We start from the raw sequence: 15,333 nt of genomic DNA on the forward strand, positions 1-15,333 counted from the left end.
TGGAGTACGATCATTTTGTAAGTACGATCAAAAAAGATACCGCCTTATGGCGGTGGGCAAAAAAGATACCGCTCCGCACGTCGGAAAAGGGCATAAAATGGCAGAAAAGAAAGAAAAAGGAGTGTCCTGTCCGGTCGAAACCACACTGGCCGTAATGGCGGGGCGATGGAAAATTCTCATCATTCATCAGCTGGTTGATGGGCCGAAACGGTTTAACCAGCTACAGCGTGAATTGGGCGCAATTACCCACCGTACCCTGACCCAGCAACTGCGCGAGATGGAAGAGGACGGGCTGGTGATCCGCACGGATTACAGCGAAATACCACCGCGTGTGGATTACACATTGTCCCCGCGTGGAATGACATTGAAACCCATTCTCATCGCGATGGAGGAATGGGCGTATCAGCATGGCGGGTATGTAAAAAAATAATAGCGGGGCGGAACACTCCTCTCTGGCTTTGGGCGAGCATATTTTGTATTGTGCATTGCAGAGAATGTTCCTTTTACAAAAGGGGCGGCCATCTCGCCCCGGAAAGTGTCTTAATTCATGGACCTCGATCCCGCCCTTCTGGCCCGCGTTCAATTCGCCGCCAACATTACGTTCCATATTCTGTTCCCCAGCATCACCATCGCGCTTGGATGGATCCTGCTGTTCTTCAAAATGCGCTTTAATGCGACGAGGGATCAGAAATGGATGGATGCGTATTTCGTCTGGACCAAAATTTTTGCTCTGTGCTTTGCCATGGGTGTGGTCAGCGGCATCACCATGTCGTTCCAGTTCGGCACCAACTGGCCGGGTTTCATGGAAACCGTGGGCAATATCGCCGGGCCATTGCTGGCATATGAAGTACTGACGGCGTTTTTCCTCGAAGCCACGTTCCTGGGCATCATGTTGTTCGGCTTCCGTCGTGTTCCAGGGTGGCTGCACACCACGGCGACGGTTCTGGTCGCCGCGGGCACGACATTTTCGGCCTTCTGGATTCTGGCCTTGAACAGCTGGATGCAAACCCCGGTGGGCTTTGAAATGATCCCGAACGAAGCGGGCCATATGCAGGCGCATGCCACCGACTGGATGCAGATTATTTTCAACCCGTCTTTCCCGTACCGCATGGTGCATATGTTGCTGGCCTCGGGCCTGACGGCATCGTTCCTGGTGGCGGGGATTTCGGCTTATCGCTGGTTCCGGAATGATCGGGCGCCGGCTGTACTGGCCGCGTTGCGCACGGGTGTGACGATTGCCGCTATCCTGATCCCCGTTCAGATTTATGCGGGCGATTTGCACGGTCTGAACACGCTGGAACACCAGCCGCAGAAAGTGGCTGCGATGGAAGGATTGTGGGAAACCCGCGAGGGTGCGCCGCTGGTTCTGTTCGCCATGCCGAACGAAGAAACGCGAACCAACGATTTCGCCATTGAAATTCCCAATCTGGCCAGCTTGATCCTGACCCACCATATGGATGGCGAACTCGAGGGCCTGAATGAATTTGTTGGTAATCACCCGCCTGTGGCACCGGTGTTCTGGGCCTTCCGGATCATGGTGGGGACGGGTGTTTTGATGTTGGTGTTGTCATGGGCTGCGGCGTTTTTCCTGTGGCGTCGCGGTGATATGCCGAAACTGTTGACCTTTGCCATGATCCCGATGGCGTTTTCGGGGTGGGTGGCCACGGTGGCGGGATGGTATGTCACCGAAATCGGACGCCAGCCGTGGCTGGTGACCGGGGTGCTGCGCACGGAGGATGCCATATCCGCCGTTCCGGCCCCGATTATCGGAATCAGCCTGTCGATGTATCTGGCCGTTTATGCGGTGTTGCTGGTGGCCTTTATTGGCACGTTGCTGTACATCGCGCGCAAGGCGGGATCGAAAGTACCGGAAGCCGCACCCGCATCGGGCCAGGCCATTGTTGAAGCCATCGCGGAATAACGGAGAGAACCATGGAAATTTTTGCAAACGGACATTGGCTGCCTCTGGCTTTCGCGGGTTTGATGGGTTTATCGATGCTGATCTACGCTGTTTTGGATGGCTACGATCTGGGTGTTGGTATTCTGATGCAAGGGGCTACAGAGGCTGAAAAAGACCGCATGATCGCCTCGATCGGCCCGTTCTGGGATGCGAATGAAACGTGGCTGGTGCTGGGCGTTGGGTTATTGCTGGTGGCGTTCCCGATGGCGCATGGCATCATCCTGTCCAGCCTGTATCTGCCCGTGGCGCTGATGCTGATTGGGTTGATCCTGCGCGGGGTGGCGTTTGATTTCCGGGCCAAGGTCAGTGCCGCGCATAAGGGCATCTGGAACAATTTGTTTTTTGGTGGGTCTTTGCTGACGGCGTTGTCGCAGGGGTATATGCTCGGCTCCTATATTCTGGGGTTTGATAGCGGATGGGGCCCGGTGGCCTTCGCCCTGCTGACCGGTGTGTGCGTGGCCTTTGGCTATTGCCTGATTGGTGCATCATGGTTGTTGATGAAAACCGAAGGTGAGTTGCAGAAAAAGGCATCCCGTTGGGCGCGGTTTGCCCTGTGGGGGACGTTCGCGGGCATTACATTGGTGTCCATCGCAACGCCGCTGGTCAGTGAACGCATCTTTGAAAAATGGTTTACGTTCCCGAATGTCTTGTTGCTGGCTCCCATTCCGGTCATGACCGGGTTGCTGGTGATTGGGCTGGAAACGGCGCTGCGCCGCTTGCCGCGTCCGGATGATCATTGGTGCTGGTTGCCGTTCGTAGCGACCATCTGCCTGTTCGTATTGTGCTTCCACGGGCTGGCCTACAGCTTCTATCCCTACATCGTGCCGGATAAATTGACGATCGTGGATGCGGCCAGCGCGCCGGAATCGCTGATGATCATTCTGGTCGGGGCGTTGATCGTTTTACCCGTGCTGATTGGTTATACGTTCCTGGCGTATAAAATATTCCACGGGAAAAGCCGGGATCTGCATTACGATTAAGAAACAAAAAGCCCCCGTTTCGGGGGCTTTTTCTTGTCAGTATCCGACGGTGAACCGCTGGCGAATATGGGCGGGGTTTTCCAGTTCATCCATCAATGCGATGGCGTAATCTTCCTGTGAAATGCGGCTCGACCCGTCGGGGGCAAACAGAACCGTGTCATCGCCCAGACGGAATGTGCCCGTGCGTTTCCCCGGTTCGATCATGATGGACGGGGAAATGAAGGTCCAATCCAGATCCTGTTCCCGGCGCAGGCGGGCCAGATAATCAACCCCTTTGCGGGCCTCCGGCTTCCATTCAGCGGGGAATTCTTCGCTGTCGACCAGACGCAATCCGGGTTTCAGCTCCAGGCTGCCCGCGCCGCCCACGGCGATGTAGCGTTTAACGCCCGACGCTTTGATCGCGGCCAGCAAACTGTCCGGATCAAAGGCGGAAAAATGCAGGCTGCTGATCACCGCATCGTGCCCGGTTAGAAGGGCGGACAAGCCGGCTTCATCACCGACATCGCCTTTACGCGCGCTCAGCCGATCGTGGGTGGGCAAAGCGTCCGTATTGCGGACGATCGCCGTGACGCTGTGGCCGCGGCTTAACGCTTCGGCCAGAATTTTTGATCCGATATTTCCGGATGCGCCAATCAATGCAATGTTCATAGGTGGTCTCCTTTCAAAGGCGGTTACGCCGTGGCGCCGCCATCGACACGAATTTGCGCGCCATTGACGAAGGACGCGGCGGGAGAGGCGAGGAAGGACACAACGGCACCAATTTCGGCCCCTTCGCCAAAGCGGCCGAGTGGAATTGTGCCGCGTTGCATATCACTGGACGGACCGTCGGATGGGTTCATGTCGGTATCAACCGGGCCCGGTTGCACGTTGTTCACGGTGATGCCGCGCGCGCCCAGATCACGGGCCAGCCCGCGGGTCAGGCCCGCAACGGCGGCCTTGGTCATCGTGTAAATTGATGCAGTGGGAAAAATGGATGTCTCGCTCATCACGCTGCCGATATTGATGACACGGCCGCCGGATTTCATGTGTTTCACGGCTTCGTTCACGGCGACGAAAATGCTCTTGATGTTGACATTGACCATACGGTCGAAATCGTCGGTGGTGTATGCGGCAATATCGGCATTGATGGCGATGCCCGCATTGTTGACCAGAATATCCAGCCCACCGAAGGCGGCCACCGTATCATTCACGGCCTTGCGCACAGCGGCCTCATCGCCGGCATCGGCCTTGATTGCGATGGCTTTTCCACCGGTGGCTTTAATGGCCGCAACCACGTCGTCGGCTTTCCCCGGCGATGCGGAGTAGGTGATGGCGACACTGGCACCATCTTCGGCCAGTTTTTTGGCGATGGCGGCGCCGATGCCACGGGAGGCTCCGGTGACGAGGGCGACTTTGTTATCCAGTGGTCGGGTCATGTCTGTATCCGTTCTGTAATGCTTAAGGTTAAAATATGTACCATTTAGTAAATATTATATTGGGGCTGGGGTTTGGTCAAGGCATATTTTACCAAACGGTAAAAAATAATCATGGACTTTTTTCAATGGATTCTGTATATTTTACCTATAAGTATAAATGTAACTGTGACAAAGGAGCATGAAAATGGCAGCCGGACGTCCCCGCCAGTTTGATTACGATCAGGCTTTGGACAAGGCCATGCACGTCTTTTGGGAAAAAGGGTACGAGGGTGCATCCCTCCCCGATTTGACCGAGGCGATGGGCATTAACCGCCCCAGCATGTATGCCGCCTTTGGTAACAAGGAAGAATTGTTCCGCAAAGCCCTGCAAAAATATCAGACCGATGCGACTGATATGCTCAAAGCCCTGCTGGATGCCCCGACCTTGCGTGAATCGCTGGAGCGTTTTTTGCTGGGGTCTGCAGAATCCTTTACCTGCAAGGAGCGCCCGAGCGGCTGTCTGGCCGTACATGGCGCACTGGTTGGCGGAGAGGAATGCAGCGAAGCGCAACAGGCGGCCAAAGAATCCCGCGACGTGATTACGCGGCTGTTGAAAGAACGCTGTGATCGCGCACTGGAAGATGGCGACCTGCCCGCCGGAACCAACACCGCTTATCTGGCTCGGTTCTACACCACCATCCTGAACGGGATGTCGATCCAGAGCACCAGCGGCGTGTCCTGCGATGAAATGCGCGCCATTGCCAAACACGCGCTGGATGCGTTGCCAACAACCAATTGATCGCGGTATTGCTATTGCACAAATGATTAAGGCCCCCCGGTGACGGAGGGCCTTAAATACAGGAGCAATCCATAGTGGATCCTTTCGCTGTTGATATGTGTTAGCGGGGACGGGCAACAATTCCTGTATAACGGGCGCGGTCGCGCAGTTCACGAATGCGGGCGTCCTGTTCCGCGATATGGCGGTTAAAGGCCATCAGTTCTTCGATATCCCATTGCAGATTTCTCATGATTATTCTCCTTACATTTGGCTGTTGGCGCGCAGATATTTAACAACGGCCGGTTCGTTTTCATCGGATTCAAATTGGGTCACAACGCGGTTGAATTGTTGGTACATCGGCTGTGAAAAAAATTGATCCTGAAATGATTGTGTGTGCATTTTGTTCTCCGTTTATTTCATGCTGTTGAGGGTCAGGGTTGAAGTCTTCAGGTATGTGATCAAGTCACTGATAAATTCATCGCGGTTTTGCATTTTTGAACTCCCTGTTCGTGTTGGTTTCATTTTTTGATTAGCCGTTGATCCAGTCGGATACAGCATAGGTGCTGTGAACATCACCGCGGAACATGTTCGCGCGTTTGGTCAGTTCGGCCAGATAGACATCACCGGTTTCAAATTCCAGATCCAGAACCGGGGTTTTCTTAAAGCGGGTGCGTTTCATGTTGGTCATCCTTGTTGTTTAATTCTGTACTTATAAGTATAGAATAACGTAGATTTGACCGGTCAGTCAACAATTATTTATCAATCAGTATGAAATTTATTATCTTTATTTTTCAACTATTTAGCTGATTTTACCCGGTCCGGGGGCAAAGGCAGGGCATCATTTTTATCACCGGGAATGTCCCCGAACCGCCCTTTGGCCCAATCGTCCTTGGCCTGTTCGATCCGCTCTTGGGAGCTGGACACGAAATTCCACCAGATAAAGCGTTTCTCTGGCAAAGGCTCGCCCCCCAGCAAAACGAAATGGGTGTCGGTGGCGGCCTCAATCCGCACGGTCCCATCCGGCAGGAAAACGGGCAGGGTGTGGGGCATCACATCTTCGCCGCCCACACGAATATTGCCATCAATCAGATACAGGCCGCGTTCGCTATATTGCGGTGGCAGGTCAATATGACGCCCGGCATTCATGTGCACTTCGACATAGAAGAGCGGGCTGTGAATTTTTACGGGCGCGTGTTCGCCGAAGGCCGATCCGGCGATGACCTTCATGCGCACGCCGGGGGATTCGAGAACGGGGATCTTGTTGGCTTCGTAATGTTCGAACTCAGGGCTTTTTTCTTCAAACTCTTTCGGCAGAGCGATCCAGAATTGCAGCCCATGCACATCGTTGGCATGCACACGTTCGGCGTGATCGATGCGTTCTGAATGCGCGATACCCGATCCCGCGATCATCCAGTTAACAGCGCCGGGTGTAATGGCCTGATGCGACCCCAGCGTATCGCGGTGAAAAATTTCACCGTCGAACAGGTATGTGAGCGTGGCCAATCCAATATGGGGGTGTGGGCGCACATCCAGCCCGTGCCCTTCGTCGTAATGTTTCGGGCCCATGTGATCCAGAAAGATAAACGGCCCCAACGTGCGGCGTTTCATATACGGCAGCAGGCGGCGGACGAGCAGGTCGCCAATATCGGCTTCACGTGGCGGGATGGTCAGTTCGATCAGGGACATGGGGCAATCCTTTGGTCAATGATGACCGGAATTGTAAAGAGTGATGGGGTGAATGGAAAGGCTTGAGCATACGGCTCATCCCCCTACCCTGACCCTCCCCCCTTGAAAGGGGGGAGGAGATAAAGTGTAAGCCCTCCCCACTCCTCGAGGGGGCGTGTTGGTGTTGTGCAAATCGGCAAGACGCCAAAAAAAGAAACCGGGCGTCCCGACCACAAGGACGCCCGGCTAGACAGAGTGCGGGGAGATGGGTTGGGGGCGTTCTCCTTACGCGACGGCCTGTCTGTTCGCTTTCGCCTTCTCGCACTGGCTGGCGATGGTGTTCATCGCGCCATCCAATGCGGATTGGCGTTGATCCGGGCCCATGGCGACCCCTTCGGCGCGGATATACTCAATATCCGTAATGCCAAGGAAGCCGAACACGGCACGTAAATACGGTTCCTGATGGTCCAGCGGGGCGGCGGGTGTGTCGGGGCCGTAAAATCCGCCGCGGCTGGACACGATCACCACTTTCTTGCCACCGGCCAGACCTTCCGGCCCTTTTTCGGTGTAGCGGAATGTTTTTCCGGCCACGGCGATGCGGTCGATCCACGCTTTCAACTGGCTGGGTACCGAAAAATTATACATCGGCGCGCCAATGACGACGATGTCGGAGGCCAGAAAGTCGTTCAGCATTTTTGCGCCGTGGTCGATGTCGCGCTGTTGATCGGCGGTACGATGTTCGGGGGCGGATGCTTGGGCCGCGAACAACTCGCCACTCAAATGCCGCACCGGGTCGCTGGCCAGATCGTGATAGATGGTTTCAAATTCATCGTGGTCGGCTTCAATCCGCTCGACAATCGCCTTGGACAATTGGCGCGAAATGGAATTGCCGCCCATGATGCTGGAATCGATATGCAGAATTTTCATTGTACTGGTCTCCGTTCATCTTTTGTTTGCGTGTACAAGGCCCCGGCGGACGGTCGTTACGGGAGATAACGACCGTCCTATTGCGTGGGCTTGGGGATCTTCTTAGGGGTTAGTTCGTGCCAAAGGCGCGTTTGATGGCACTGGCGGCCTGGGCAATTGCCCCTTCGGTCGCAGGCGTTTCGGCCAGCGCATTCAGCAACAGGAAGTCATGGATCGTGCCGTTATAGCGCGTGACCGTGGTGCGTACACCGGCTTCATCCAGCTTCTCGCCATAAGCCTCGCCCTCATCGCGCAGAACGTCGTTCTGAACGGTGATGATCAACGCCTCTGGCAGGCCTTTCAACGTGTCGATCGAAGCGCGTAGCGGGAAGATATGCGGGTCATTACCCGGATCTTTATCCAGCAGCGCTTCGCCGAACCATTTCATGGCAGGCAGAGTCAGCCACGGGCCATCCGCAAACGCGGTGTAGGAGCTGTTGTTCGAAACATTATCCGTGACCGGATAGAACAACACCTGCATCGCAATGCGCGGACCTTTGCGTTCCTTGGCCATGATCGCCAGAACAGCGGCCATGTTGCCACCGGCGCTGTCACCGGCGACGATGATGCGGTTGTTGTCCAGATTCAGTGAGTCCGCATTCGCGGCGAGGTATTCCAAAACGGCGTAGGCTTGCTCATGCGGAACCGGGAATTTCACTTCCGGGGTGCGGTCGTAATCGACAAACATCAAAGCGGCGCCCGTCGCGAAAACCAGGTCACGGCTCAGACGATCGTGCGTTTCCGCATCACCCAGCATCCAGCCACCGCCATGGGTGTACAAAATGACGGGCAGTTTTGCCGTGGAACCAGCCGGGCGGTACAGGCGCACCTTCACGCTTCCCGTCGGGCCGATATTCAGGGTCATGTCTTTGACATCGGCGTCACGCAGGCGGACGGGCACCTTCTGCACGGTTTCAAGAACCTTGCGGGCCTCGGCCGGGGTCAGGGTGTAAAGCGGCGCACCGCCAGCGGCAACAACGGCGTCCATAAAGGCCTTGGTCGGTTTGTCGAGGTACGGGCCCTTGGCGGTGCCGTGAATGACGTTCAGGGACAGGTCTTTTGCTTTTTGAAGGATATTCATGGTCGGTCTCTCTTTCATGGTCTGTTGTGGTCTTAATCTGTACTGATAAGTACATATTAAGCTGGATTTGGGCGTGGCACAACAGAAATCTGTACCGGATGATAAAAAAATTTATTCCTTATTTATTTCAAATGGTTGAGATGATGAAAGGGGGCTATTATATTGAGGGACGAAACGACGATCACGGCGTTTTTCTCCATGCGGCATCCCCGTGAAAACGGGGATCCATTGATGATGTGGCCCGCCTGCATGGATTCCCGCTTGCGCGGCAAGGCCTGTGGAGAGCAAGGAATCGCCGTGATCGCCGTGCCCGCCGTGTTGTAACCCCTTCATTGAAGGACAAACAAAAACCCCGGCCATACAAGCCGGGGTTTTGTCTTTTCAGAATTTTGATCCGCTTACTTCGTCCCGAAAATCCGGTCCCCGGCATCGCCGATACCCGGCAGGATATAGCCATGCTCGTTCAATTGACGGTCAATCGCGGCGGTGTAGATGGGCACATCCGGGTGCGCTTCCTGGAACGCCTTGATCCCTTCCGGGCAGGCGATCAGGCACAGGAACTTAATATCCACGGCGTCATGATCCTTGATCCGGTCCACGGCGGCGATGGCCGAATTGCCGGTGGCCAGCATCGGGTCAACCACAACGACCTGACGGTTCCCCAGATCCTCGGGCACCTTCATGTAATATTCAACCGGGATCAATGTTTCGGGATCGCGATACAAACCGACATGGCCCACGCGGGCGGACGGAACCAGATCCAGCAACCCGTCGATGAAGCCGTTACCAGCACGCAGAATCGAGATCAGGCAGAGTTTCTTGCCTGCCAGTTGCTGGCCTTCCATCGTTTCCAAGGGTGTTTCAATTTTCACACCTTCGGTCGGCAGGTCACGCATCAACTCATATCCCATCAACATGGAAATTTCGCGCAACAGATCACGGAATTCTTTTGTCGATGTATCAGTTTTCCGCATGATGGTCAGTTTGTGCTGAACCAGCGGATGGTTGATCACGTGAACGTTATTGTCACTCATGGTGGATACACTCCGTTCTTCCATTGTTTTATTCATCGAGGCCACGTCCTTTCACGCCTTCCAATCCTTTTTCATCCATCACCTGTTCCGGGTCCGGAACGAAATAGCCAGCGGCCTTTTTCGCTTCCATCTCGACGGCCGCATCCGGCGGAATCAGTTCGGCCGGAATCGGGATGCGGTGGACGATTTCGATACCGTGCTGGGCCAGCGCATCATGCTTCATGTTGCTCATGCTGGCGAAACGGTCGATCTTTTTAATGCCCAGCCAGTGGAAAATGTCCGGCATCAACGCTTGGAAGCGCATATCCTGAACCCCGGCGACGCATTCGGTGCGTTCGAAATATTTCGCGGCGCTGTCTCCGCCTTCCTGGCGTTTGCGGGCGTTGTAGACCAGGAATTTGGTGACTTCGCCCAAGGCGCGACCTTCCTTGCGGTTATACACCACCAGGCCACAACCACCTTGCTGCGCCGTTTCGATGCACAGCTCAATACCGTGGCACAGATACGGGCGGCAGGTGCAGATGTCGGACCCGAACACGTCGGAGCCGTTGCATTCATCATGCACGCGGCAGGCCAGCGGGACATTCGGATCATGGATGGTTTCAACATCGCCCATGAAATACAGCGTGTGCCCGCCAATCGGAGGCAGGAACACTTTCAAATCGGGCCGCGTCACAAGTTCCGGGAACATGCCGCCGGAATTTTCAAACAACGACCGGCGCAGATCGTGTTCATCAACCCCCAGACGCGCGGCCATGCCCGGCAAATGCCAGACGGGATCAATCGCAGCTTTGGTCACGCGCACGTCGCCGTTTTCCTTCAAAATCTTACCATCCGGTTTCAGACGGCCCGCGCGCATGGCGTCATGAATTTCCGGGATGTTGATATGGGCGCGGGTCACGGCGATGGTCGGGCGCACGTCCAGACCCTTCTGGCGGTAATCTTCAAACGCCTCACCCACCATGTGGCCCCACGGGTCGAGCGAAACGATCTTGCCCGGTTCGAACCATTGTTCATGCGGGCCGATTTTGACCGGCGGCGACGTGTTGTGCAGGTCGGGAACGTGCAGCGGGTCCAGTTCACCGGTGGCCACAGCCACGGCACGGTAAACGGAATAGGCCCCGGCATACGCGCCGATAACGTTGGACGCAGCGTGATCGGCCATGCTGGCGATCAGCGGGCCACGTTCGGCGAGCGTTTTCGCGCCCCATGTGATTTTCGGAATCTTGCCATCCTTCGGCGGATGGGATGTCAGAACAATATGGGATGGATTGGATCGGTTCTTTTTCATTATGGCCTCCCGGCCTTATGCCCTGTTGAATATATGGCCCATCAATAATGGAGGGGCACTATAGCGCAGGGTGACGGCGGGGGCAAAGGATGATAGATATAGGGGTCTTAAAAATTGAACCGCACGGGGATGAATTATGACCGCATCGCAACAAATCCATCATTTCATCAATGGCCGGGCCTATGCCGATCCAGATGGGCGCACGGGTGCGGTCTATAATCCCGCCACGGGTGAAATTGCGGCATCGGTGGCCTTGGCCGCCCCGGCCACGGTGGAACGCGCAATTGCTGCTGCCGAAGCCGCCTTGCCCGGCTGGGCCGCGACGCCGCCGTTGCGCCGGGCGCGTGTTTTGTTCAAGTTCAAGGATCTGTTGGACCAAAATGCCGACAAGTTGGCCGCGATTATCACGGCGGAGCATGGCAAGGTTTTGTCTGATGCTGCGGGTGAAGTTACGCGCGGGATTGAGGTGGTTGAATTCGCCTGTGGTATTCCGCATCTTTTGAAGGGCGAATATTCCGAAAATGTTGGCACCAACATCGACACCTACTCCATTCGTCAACCGGTTGGGGTGTGCGCGGGCATTACGCCGTTTAACTTCCCGGCCATGGTTGGCATGTGGATGTTCCCGGTGGCGATTGCGTGCGGCAACACATTTATTTGGAAACCGTCGGAACGCGATCCATCCGCTGCGCTGTTTATTGCCGATCTGTTTAAGCAGGCGGGATTACCGGACGGTGTGTTGAACGTTGTCCATGGCGACAAAGGGGCTGTGGATGCATTGTTGCATGACAAGCGCGTGAGTGCGATCAGCTTCGTCGGATCCACGCCGATTGCGCATTACATTTATGAAACCGCGGCCCGCAACGGCAAGCGTGTGCAGGCCTTGGGCGGAGCGAAAAATCACATGGTGGTGATGCCCGATGCCGACATGGATCAAGCGGTGGATGCGCTGATGGGCGCGGCCTATGGGTCTGCGGGCGAGCGCTGCATGGCGATTTCGGTGGCGGTTGCTGTTGGTGACGCCGGTGAAAAATTGATGCAAAAATTAAAACCGCGCGTCGAGGCCCTGAAAATCGGGCCGGGTACGGACCATGAATCCGAAATGGGCCCGCTGGTGACGCGCGACCATTTGAACAAGGTTCTGTCGTATGTGGATGCGGGTTTGAAAGAGGGCGCGCAGCTGGTCGTTGATGGGCGCAATTTCAAACTGAACCGTCAGGGATATGAAGATGGATTTTATATGGGCGGGTGCCTGTTTGATCATGTGAAGCCAGACATGACGATTTACCGCGAGGAAATTTTTGGTCCCGTTTTGTGTGTGGTGCGCGCGGACAATTTCGATTCCGCCGTTGATTTGATCAACAATCATCAGTTTGGAAACGGTACGGCAGTATTCACGCGCGATGGTGATTGCGCGCGCACTTTCGTCAATAAAATTCAAGTCGGGATGGTTGGTGTAAACGTACCAATCCCTGTGCCCGTTGCGTTCCACAGCTTTGGCGGGTGGAAAGATTCTGTGTTCGGCGCGCATGGTATGCACGGACCGGAGGGCATTCATTTCTACACGCGCTTGAAGACGGTGACGTCACGCTGGCCAGCTGGCGTGCGCGAAGGTGCGCAATTCGTCATGCCGACGATGAAATAACCCGGGAAATAAATATTCCAACCTTAAGTATGTGTTAACGCCATCCCCCATCCATGGGGGGTGTTCACGCATGTCATCTGCGTGTACATTATTATCTACGTGAATCAATAAGATATGGGGCACCGGCGAAAGTCGGTAAGCTTCACGTCATAATAGAATGGCACAGTAACCCTAAGATAGGGGTTTTACAGTGCAGGATACAAATCGAATGCAAAGTCTCTTACTCATCGAAGATAATCCGATCATCGGATCCATGACGGAAACGGTTTTGAAATCTGCTTACAAAGTGGAGTGGGTTCAATCGGCCGAGGCTGCTGCGCAAAAGCTGCAAAGCAGGACGCATTATGATTTGCTGATCCTGGATGTGAATTTACCCGGCATGTCCGGTTTCGATTTTCTGCGCCAGATGCGCGAAGGCGGGCAGGATTATCCCGTGCTGATGCTGACCGTTCACAATTCGGTCGATAATCGCGTCGAAGGATTGAATGCCGGTGCGGATGATTATGTTTGCAAGCCGTATAACCCCGATGAATTGCTGGTCCGTGTGGCCACCCTGCTGCGCCGTGTCGGCGGCAGCACCCAGCACATTATTACCCATGGTGATATGCGGTACGACACCGCGTTTTGCAGTGTAGAAAAGGCGGGTGTGCCCATATCCCTGTCCGCGCGCGAAGCGGCGGTGCTGGATATCCTGATGGCCAATATCGGCCGGATTATCAGCAAGACCCAAATCGAAGATTTCGTCTATGGCCGCGCCGGGTCGGACCAGGCGCAAAGCAATGCCATTGAAGTGCATGTCTCCTCCCTGCGTCGCAAACTGGGCCACGGCGTCATCCGCACGGTGCGCGGCCTGGGGTACACCATTCCGACGGAAGTCGACATGGATGCCCTTGATTCCGAAGACGAAATTCCCGCGCCGCACAAAACCGGCCTGGCTGACCCTGCCGAATAAAGGGTGGTGTAGTCCAAGCCCCCTAAATCCGGTGTTTTTCCTTCTTATAAAGCTTTTCCTGCCGTCCCAAATCTTGTACAAACCGGGCAAGCCTTGGGCTTGCTTGGTTTTACATAAACATTGACGATTGCGCTGGGGCCAGATGGTTTGGCTGCCTTCGGCAATCGACGGGTGATTTCATCATGAAAAGTTCTGCGCTTCCGCAATTTACGACGATTGATCCGGCCTCGGACCTGCCGTCCGATATTCAGGACATGGTCAGTGCCTACGCGACCGCCAAGGCCACTGTCGGTGTTGTTGGTCTGGGGTATGTCGGTATCCCACTGGTGTCCACATTAAGCGCGAACGGTTTCGAAGTCATAGGCTTTGATGTTGATGAAGCCCGCGTGGAAGGTTTGAAAAGCGGTAAGTCCCCGATCAAACACATCCCGTCCTCCGACATTCAGAAAATTCTGGATACGGGCAAATTTGACGTGACATCCGATTTCACCAAATTGGCCAAGGCCGATGCGATCCTGATCTGTGTGCCGACGCCGTTGACGAAACAGCGCGAACCGGATTTGAGCTTCGTTGTCGATACCACGCGTGTGATTGCGAAATATTTGCGCAAGGGTCAATTGATCGTTTTGGAATCCACCACATATCCGGGCACAACGACCGAAGTGATGCGTCCAATTCTGGAAGAAACAGGTCTGAAGTGCGGTGAAGATTTCTTCATGGCCTATTCGCCGGAACGCGAAGATCCGGGCAATGAAAAATTCTCGGCGGCGTCCATTCCGAAAGTTGTTGGCGGTGACGGCGCGGCGGCGATTGCTATGGCAACCACCTTGTACGGCAAAATCGTGCCGCAGGTTGTGCCGGTATCCTCCACCGAAACGGCTGAAGCCGTGAAGCTGACCGAAAATATTTTCCGTGCGGTGAACATCGCGCTGGTGAACGAGCTGAAAGTGATCTACTCCGCCATGGGTATCGATGTGTGGGAAGTGATCAACGCAGCAAAGACCAAGCCGTTCGGTTTTATGCCGTTCTATCCGGGCCCGGGTCTGGGTGGTCACTGCATTCCAATTGATCCGTTCTATCTGACATGGAAAGCGCGTGAATACGAAATTTCCACCCGCTTTATCGAACTGGCGGGCGAGGTGAACGTAAACATGCCGCGCTATGTTGTCACCAATCTGGCCGAGGCTTTGAGCGTGCGCGCGAAGAGAAGCCTGAACGGGGCAAAAATCCTGTTGTTGGGCATTGCCTACAAAAAGAACGTGGATGACATGCGTGAAAGCCCGTCTTTGCGTTTGTGGGAAATCATGGAAGATCGCGGCGCGACTGTTGATTTCCATGATTCATACATCCCGGTTGTGCCGAAGACGCGCGAACATATGGCCCTGGCGGGTCGCAAGGGGGTTGATCTGACTCCGGCGGCGCTGGCGCAATATGATGCTGTTCTGATCGCCACCGATCACGATGATGTTGATTACAAAATGATCGTCGATAATGCCAAGCTGGTCGTGGATACCCGTAACGCGTGTGAGCGTAGCGGCCTGACCGGCGGCAACATCGTTAAATCGTAATCATCATAATCGGGGATTT

17 protein-coding genes are annotated in these 15,333 nt (G+C 55.1%); 7 read left to right on the forward strand and 10 right to left on the reverse strand.

The window, feature by feature from the left end; genetic code table 11:
• The first annotated feature begins 97 nt into the window (after window positions 1-97).
• The 3 genes from MICA_RS01385 to MICA_RS01395 all read left to right on the forward strand — a co-directional run bounded on the left by MICA_RS01385 (window position 98) and on the right by MICA_RS01395 (window position 2,940).
• Window positions 98-430, forward strand: coding sequence for a winged helix-turn-helix transcriptional regulator (locus MICA_RS01385; protein WP_041794166.1), 333 nt, complete (start codon window positions 98-100; stop codon window positions 428-430).
• A gap of 117 nt (window positions 431-547) precedes the next feature.
• Window positions 548-1,921, forward strand: coding sequence for a cytochrome ubiquinol oxidase subunit I (locus MICA_RS01390; RefSeq protein ID WP_014101866.1), 1,374 nt, complete (start codon window positions 548-550; stop codon window positions 1,919-1,921).
• Between the two features lie 11 nt (window positions 1,922-1,932).
• Window positions 1,933-2,940 carry a cytochrome d ubiquinol oxidase subunit II gene (locus MICA_RS01395; RefSeq protein ID WP_014101867.1) on the forward strand — a complete coding sequence of 336 codons (1,008 nt, stop codon included), beginning with the start codon at window positions 1,933-1,935 and terminating at the stop codon, window positions 2,938-2,940.
• A 36-nt stretch (window positions 2,941-2,976) separates the two neighbouring features.
• On the opposite strand, the gene MICA_RS01400 is transcribed toward MICA_RS01395, so the two are convergent.
• Window positions 2,977-3,588 (reverse strand): NAD(P)-dependent oxidoreductase, encoded by a 612-nt coding sequence (locus MICA_RS01400; protein ID WP_014101868.1) that lies wholly within the window; start codon window positions 3,586-3,588, stop codon window positions 2,977-2,979.
• A gap of 23 nt (window positions 3,589-3,611) precedes the next feature.
• The gene (locus tag MICA_RS01405) at window positions 3,612-4,355 is read right to left on the reverse strand and encodes a 3-oxoacyl-ACP reductase family protein (protein WP_014101869.1); all 744 of its coding nucleotides are present in this window, start codon (window positions 4,353-4,355) and stop codon (window positions 3,612-3,614) included.
• Window positions 4,356-4,539: 184 nt separating this feature from the next.
• On the opposite strand from MICA_RS01405, the gene MICA_RS01410 reads away from it, so the two are divergent.
• Entirely contained in the window at window positions 4,540-5,133 is a 594-nt protein-coding gene (locus tag MICA_RS01410; RefSeq protein ID WP_014101870.1) for a TetR/AcrR family transcriptional regulator, read from the forward strand.
• A gap of 100 nt (window positions 5,134-5,233) precedes the next feature.
• On the opposite strand, the gene MICA_RS12395 is transcribed toward MICA_RS01410, so the two are convergent.
• From MICA_RS12395 to MICA_RS01435, 8 genes are all read right to left on the reverse strand, one after another.
• Entirely contained in the window at window positions 5,234-5,362 is a 129-nt protein-coding gene (locus MICA_RS12395; protein ID WP_014101871.1) for a hypothetical protein, read from the reverse strand.
• A gap of 11 nt (window positions 5,363-5,373) precedes the next feature.
• Window positions 5,374-5,511 carry a hypothetical protein gene (locus MICA_RS12215; RefSeq protein WP_014101872.1) on the reverse strand — a complete coding sequence of 46 codons (138 nt, stop codon included), beginning with the start codon at window positions 5,509-5,511 and terminating at the stop codon, window positions 5,374-5,376.
• 130 nt (window positions 5,512-5,641) lie between these two features.
• On the reverse strand, window positions 5,642-5,791 hold the full coding sequence (locus tag MICA_RS12220; RefSeq protein WP_014101874.1) for a hypothetical protein: 150 nt from the start codon (window positions 5,789-5,791) through the stop codon (window positions 5,642-5,644).
• Window positions 5,792-5,907: 116 nt separating this feature from the next.
• Window positions 5,908-6,798: a pirin family protein gene (locus tag MICA_RS01415; protein ID WP_014101875.1), complete on the reverse strand. Its 891-nt coding sequence runs from the start codon at window positions 6,796-6,798 to the stop codon at window positions 5,908-5,910.
• Between the two features lie 264 nt (window positions 6,799-7,062).
• Window positions 7,063-7,704 carry an FMN-dependent NADH-azoreductase gene (locus MICA_RS01420; protein WP_014101876.1) on the reverse strand — a complete coding sequence of 214 codons (642 nt, stop codon included), beginning with the start codon at window positions 7,702-7,704 and terminating at the stop codon, window positions 7,063-7,065.
• Between the two features lie 109 nt (window positions 7,705-7,813).
• A complete protein-coding gene (locus tag MICA_RS01425) occupies window positions 7,814-8,824 on the reverse strand; it encodes an alpha/beta hydrolase (protein WP_014101877.1) in 1,011 nt (336 codons plus the stop codon).
• 398 nt (window positions 8,825-9,222) lie between these two features.
• A complete protein-coding gene (gene upp / locus MICA_RS01430; RefSeq protein ID WP_014101879.1) occupies window positions 9,223-9,894 on the reverse strand; it encodes a uracil phosphoribosyltransferase in 672 nt (223 codons plus the stop codon).
• Window positions 9,887-11,149 (reverse strand): GTP cyclohydrolase II, encoded by a 1,263-nt coding sequence (locus MICA_RS01435; protein WP_014101880.1) that lies wholly within the window; start codon window positions 11,147-11,149, stop codon window positions 9,887-9,889. Before MICA_RS01435 ends, upp begins: the two co-directional genes overlap by 8 nt.
• Window positions 11,150-11,285: 136 nt before the next feature.
• Here MICA_RS01435 and MICA_RS01440 point away from each other — a divergent pair, with 136 nt between their 5' ends.
• The 3 genes from MICA_RS01440 (at window position 11,286) to MICA_RS01450 (ending at window position 15,314) form a co-directional block, all read left to right on the forward strand.
• Window positions 11,286-12,794 (forward strand): CoA-acylating methylmalonate-semialdehyde dehydrogenase, encoded by a 1,509-nt coding sequence (locus tag MICA_RS01440; RefSeq protein WP_014101881.1) that lies wholly within the window; start codon window positions 11,286-11,288, stop codon window positions 12,792-12,794.
• A gap of 208 nt (window positions 12,795-13,002) precedes the next feature.
• A complete protein-coding gene (locus tag MICA_RS01445) occupies window positions 13,003-13,746 on the forward strand; it encodes a response regulator transcription factor (RefSeq protein WP_014101882.1) in 744 nt (247 codons plus the stop codon).
• 182 nt (window positions 13,747-13,928) lie between these two features.
• On the forward strand, window positions 13,929-15,314 hold the full coding sequence (locus tag MICA_RS01450; protein WP_014101883.1) for a nucleotide sugar dehydrogenase: 1,386 nt from the start codon (window positions 13,929-13,931) through the stop codon (window positions 15,312-15,314).
• Window positions 15,315-15,333: the final 19 nt, after the last annotated feature.

It is taken from the genome of Micavibrio aeruginosavorus ARL-13 (assembly GCF_000226315.1).
Classification (GTDB): domain Bacteria; phylum Pseudomonadota; class Alphaproteobacteria; order Micavibrionales; family Micavibrionaceae; genus Micavibrio; species Micavibrio aeruginosavorus_B.

Bases quoted from the DNA above. Each gene is read 5' to 3' on its own strand.
- MICA_RS01405 (WP_014101869.1), bottom strand. From the start codon at position 4,355: ATGACCCGACCACTGGATAACAAAGTCGCCCTCGTCACCGGAGCCTCC.
- MICA_RS01390 (WP_014101866.1), top strand. From the start codon at position 548: ATGGACCTCGATCCCGCCCTTCTGGCCCGCGTTCAATTCGCCGCCAAC.
- MICA_RS01440 (WP_014101881.1), top strand. From the start codon at position 11,286: ATGACCGCATCGCAACAAATCCATCATTTCATCAATGGCCGGGCCTAT.
- MICA_RS01395 (WP_014101867.1), top strand. From the start codon at position 1,933: ATGGAAATTTTTGCAAACGGACATTGGCTGCCTCTGGCTTTCGCGGGT.
- MICA_RS12215 (WP_014101872.1), bottom strand. From the start codon at position 5,511: ATGCACACACAATCATTTCAGGATCAATTTTTTTCACAGCCGATGTAC.
- MICA_RS12220 (WP_014101874.1), bottom strand. From the start codon at position 5,791: ATGAAACGCACCCGCTTTAAGAAAACCCCGGTTCTGGATCTGGAATTT.
- MICA_RS01445 (WP_014101882.1), top strand. From the start codon at position 13,003: ATGCAAAGTCTCTTACTCATCGAAGATAATCCGATCATCGGATCCATG.
- MICA_RS01410 (WP_014101870.1), top strand. From the start codon at position 4,540: ATGGCAGCCGGACGTCCCCGCCAGTTTGATTACGATCAGGCTTTGGAC.
- MICA_RS12395 (WP_014101871.1), bottom strand. From the start codon at position 5,362: ATGAGAAATCTGCAATGGGATATCGAAGAACTGATGGCCTTTAACCGC.
- MICA_RS01420 (WP_014101876.1), bottom strand. From the start codon at position 7,704: ATGAAAATTCTGCATATCGATTCCAGCATCATGGGCGGCAATTCCATT.
- upp (WP_014101879.1), bottom strand. From the start codon at position 9,894: ATGAATAAAACAATGGAAGAACGGAGTGTATCCACCATGAGTGACAAT.
- MICA_RS01435 (WP_014101880.1), bottom strand. From the start codon at position 11,149: ATGAAAAAGAACCGATCCAATCCATCCCATATTGTTCTGACATCCCAT.
- MICA_RS01415 (WP_014101875.1), bottom strand. From the start codon at position 6,798: ATGTCCCTGATCGAACTGACCATCCCGCCACGTGAAGCCGATATTGGC.
- MICA_RS01385 (WP_041794166.1), top strand. From the start codon at position 98: ATGGCAGAAAAGAAAGAAAAAGGAGTGTCCTGTCCGGTCGAAACCACA.
- MICA_RS01400 (WP_014101868.1), bottom strand. From the start codon at position 3,588: ATGAACATTGCATTGATTGGCGCATCCGGAAATATCGGATCAAAAATT.
- MICA_RS01450 (WP_014101883.1), top strand. From the start codon at position 13,929: ATGAAAAGTTCTGCGCTTCCGCAATTTACGACGATTGATCCGGCCTCG.
- MICA_RS01425 (WP_014101877.1), bottom strand. From the start codon at position 8,824: ATGAATATCCTTCAAAAAGCAAAAGACCTGTCCCTGAACGTCATTCAC.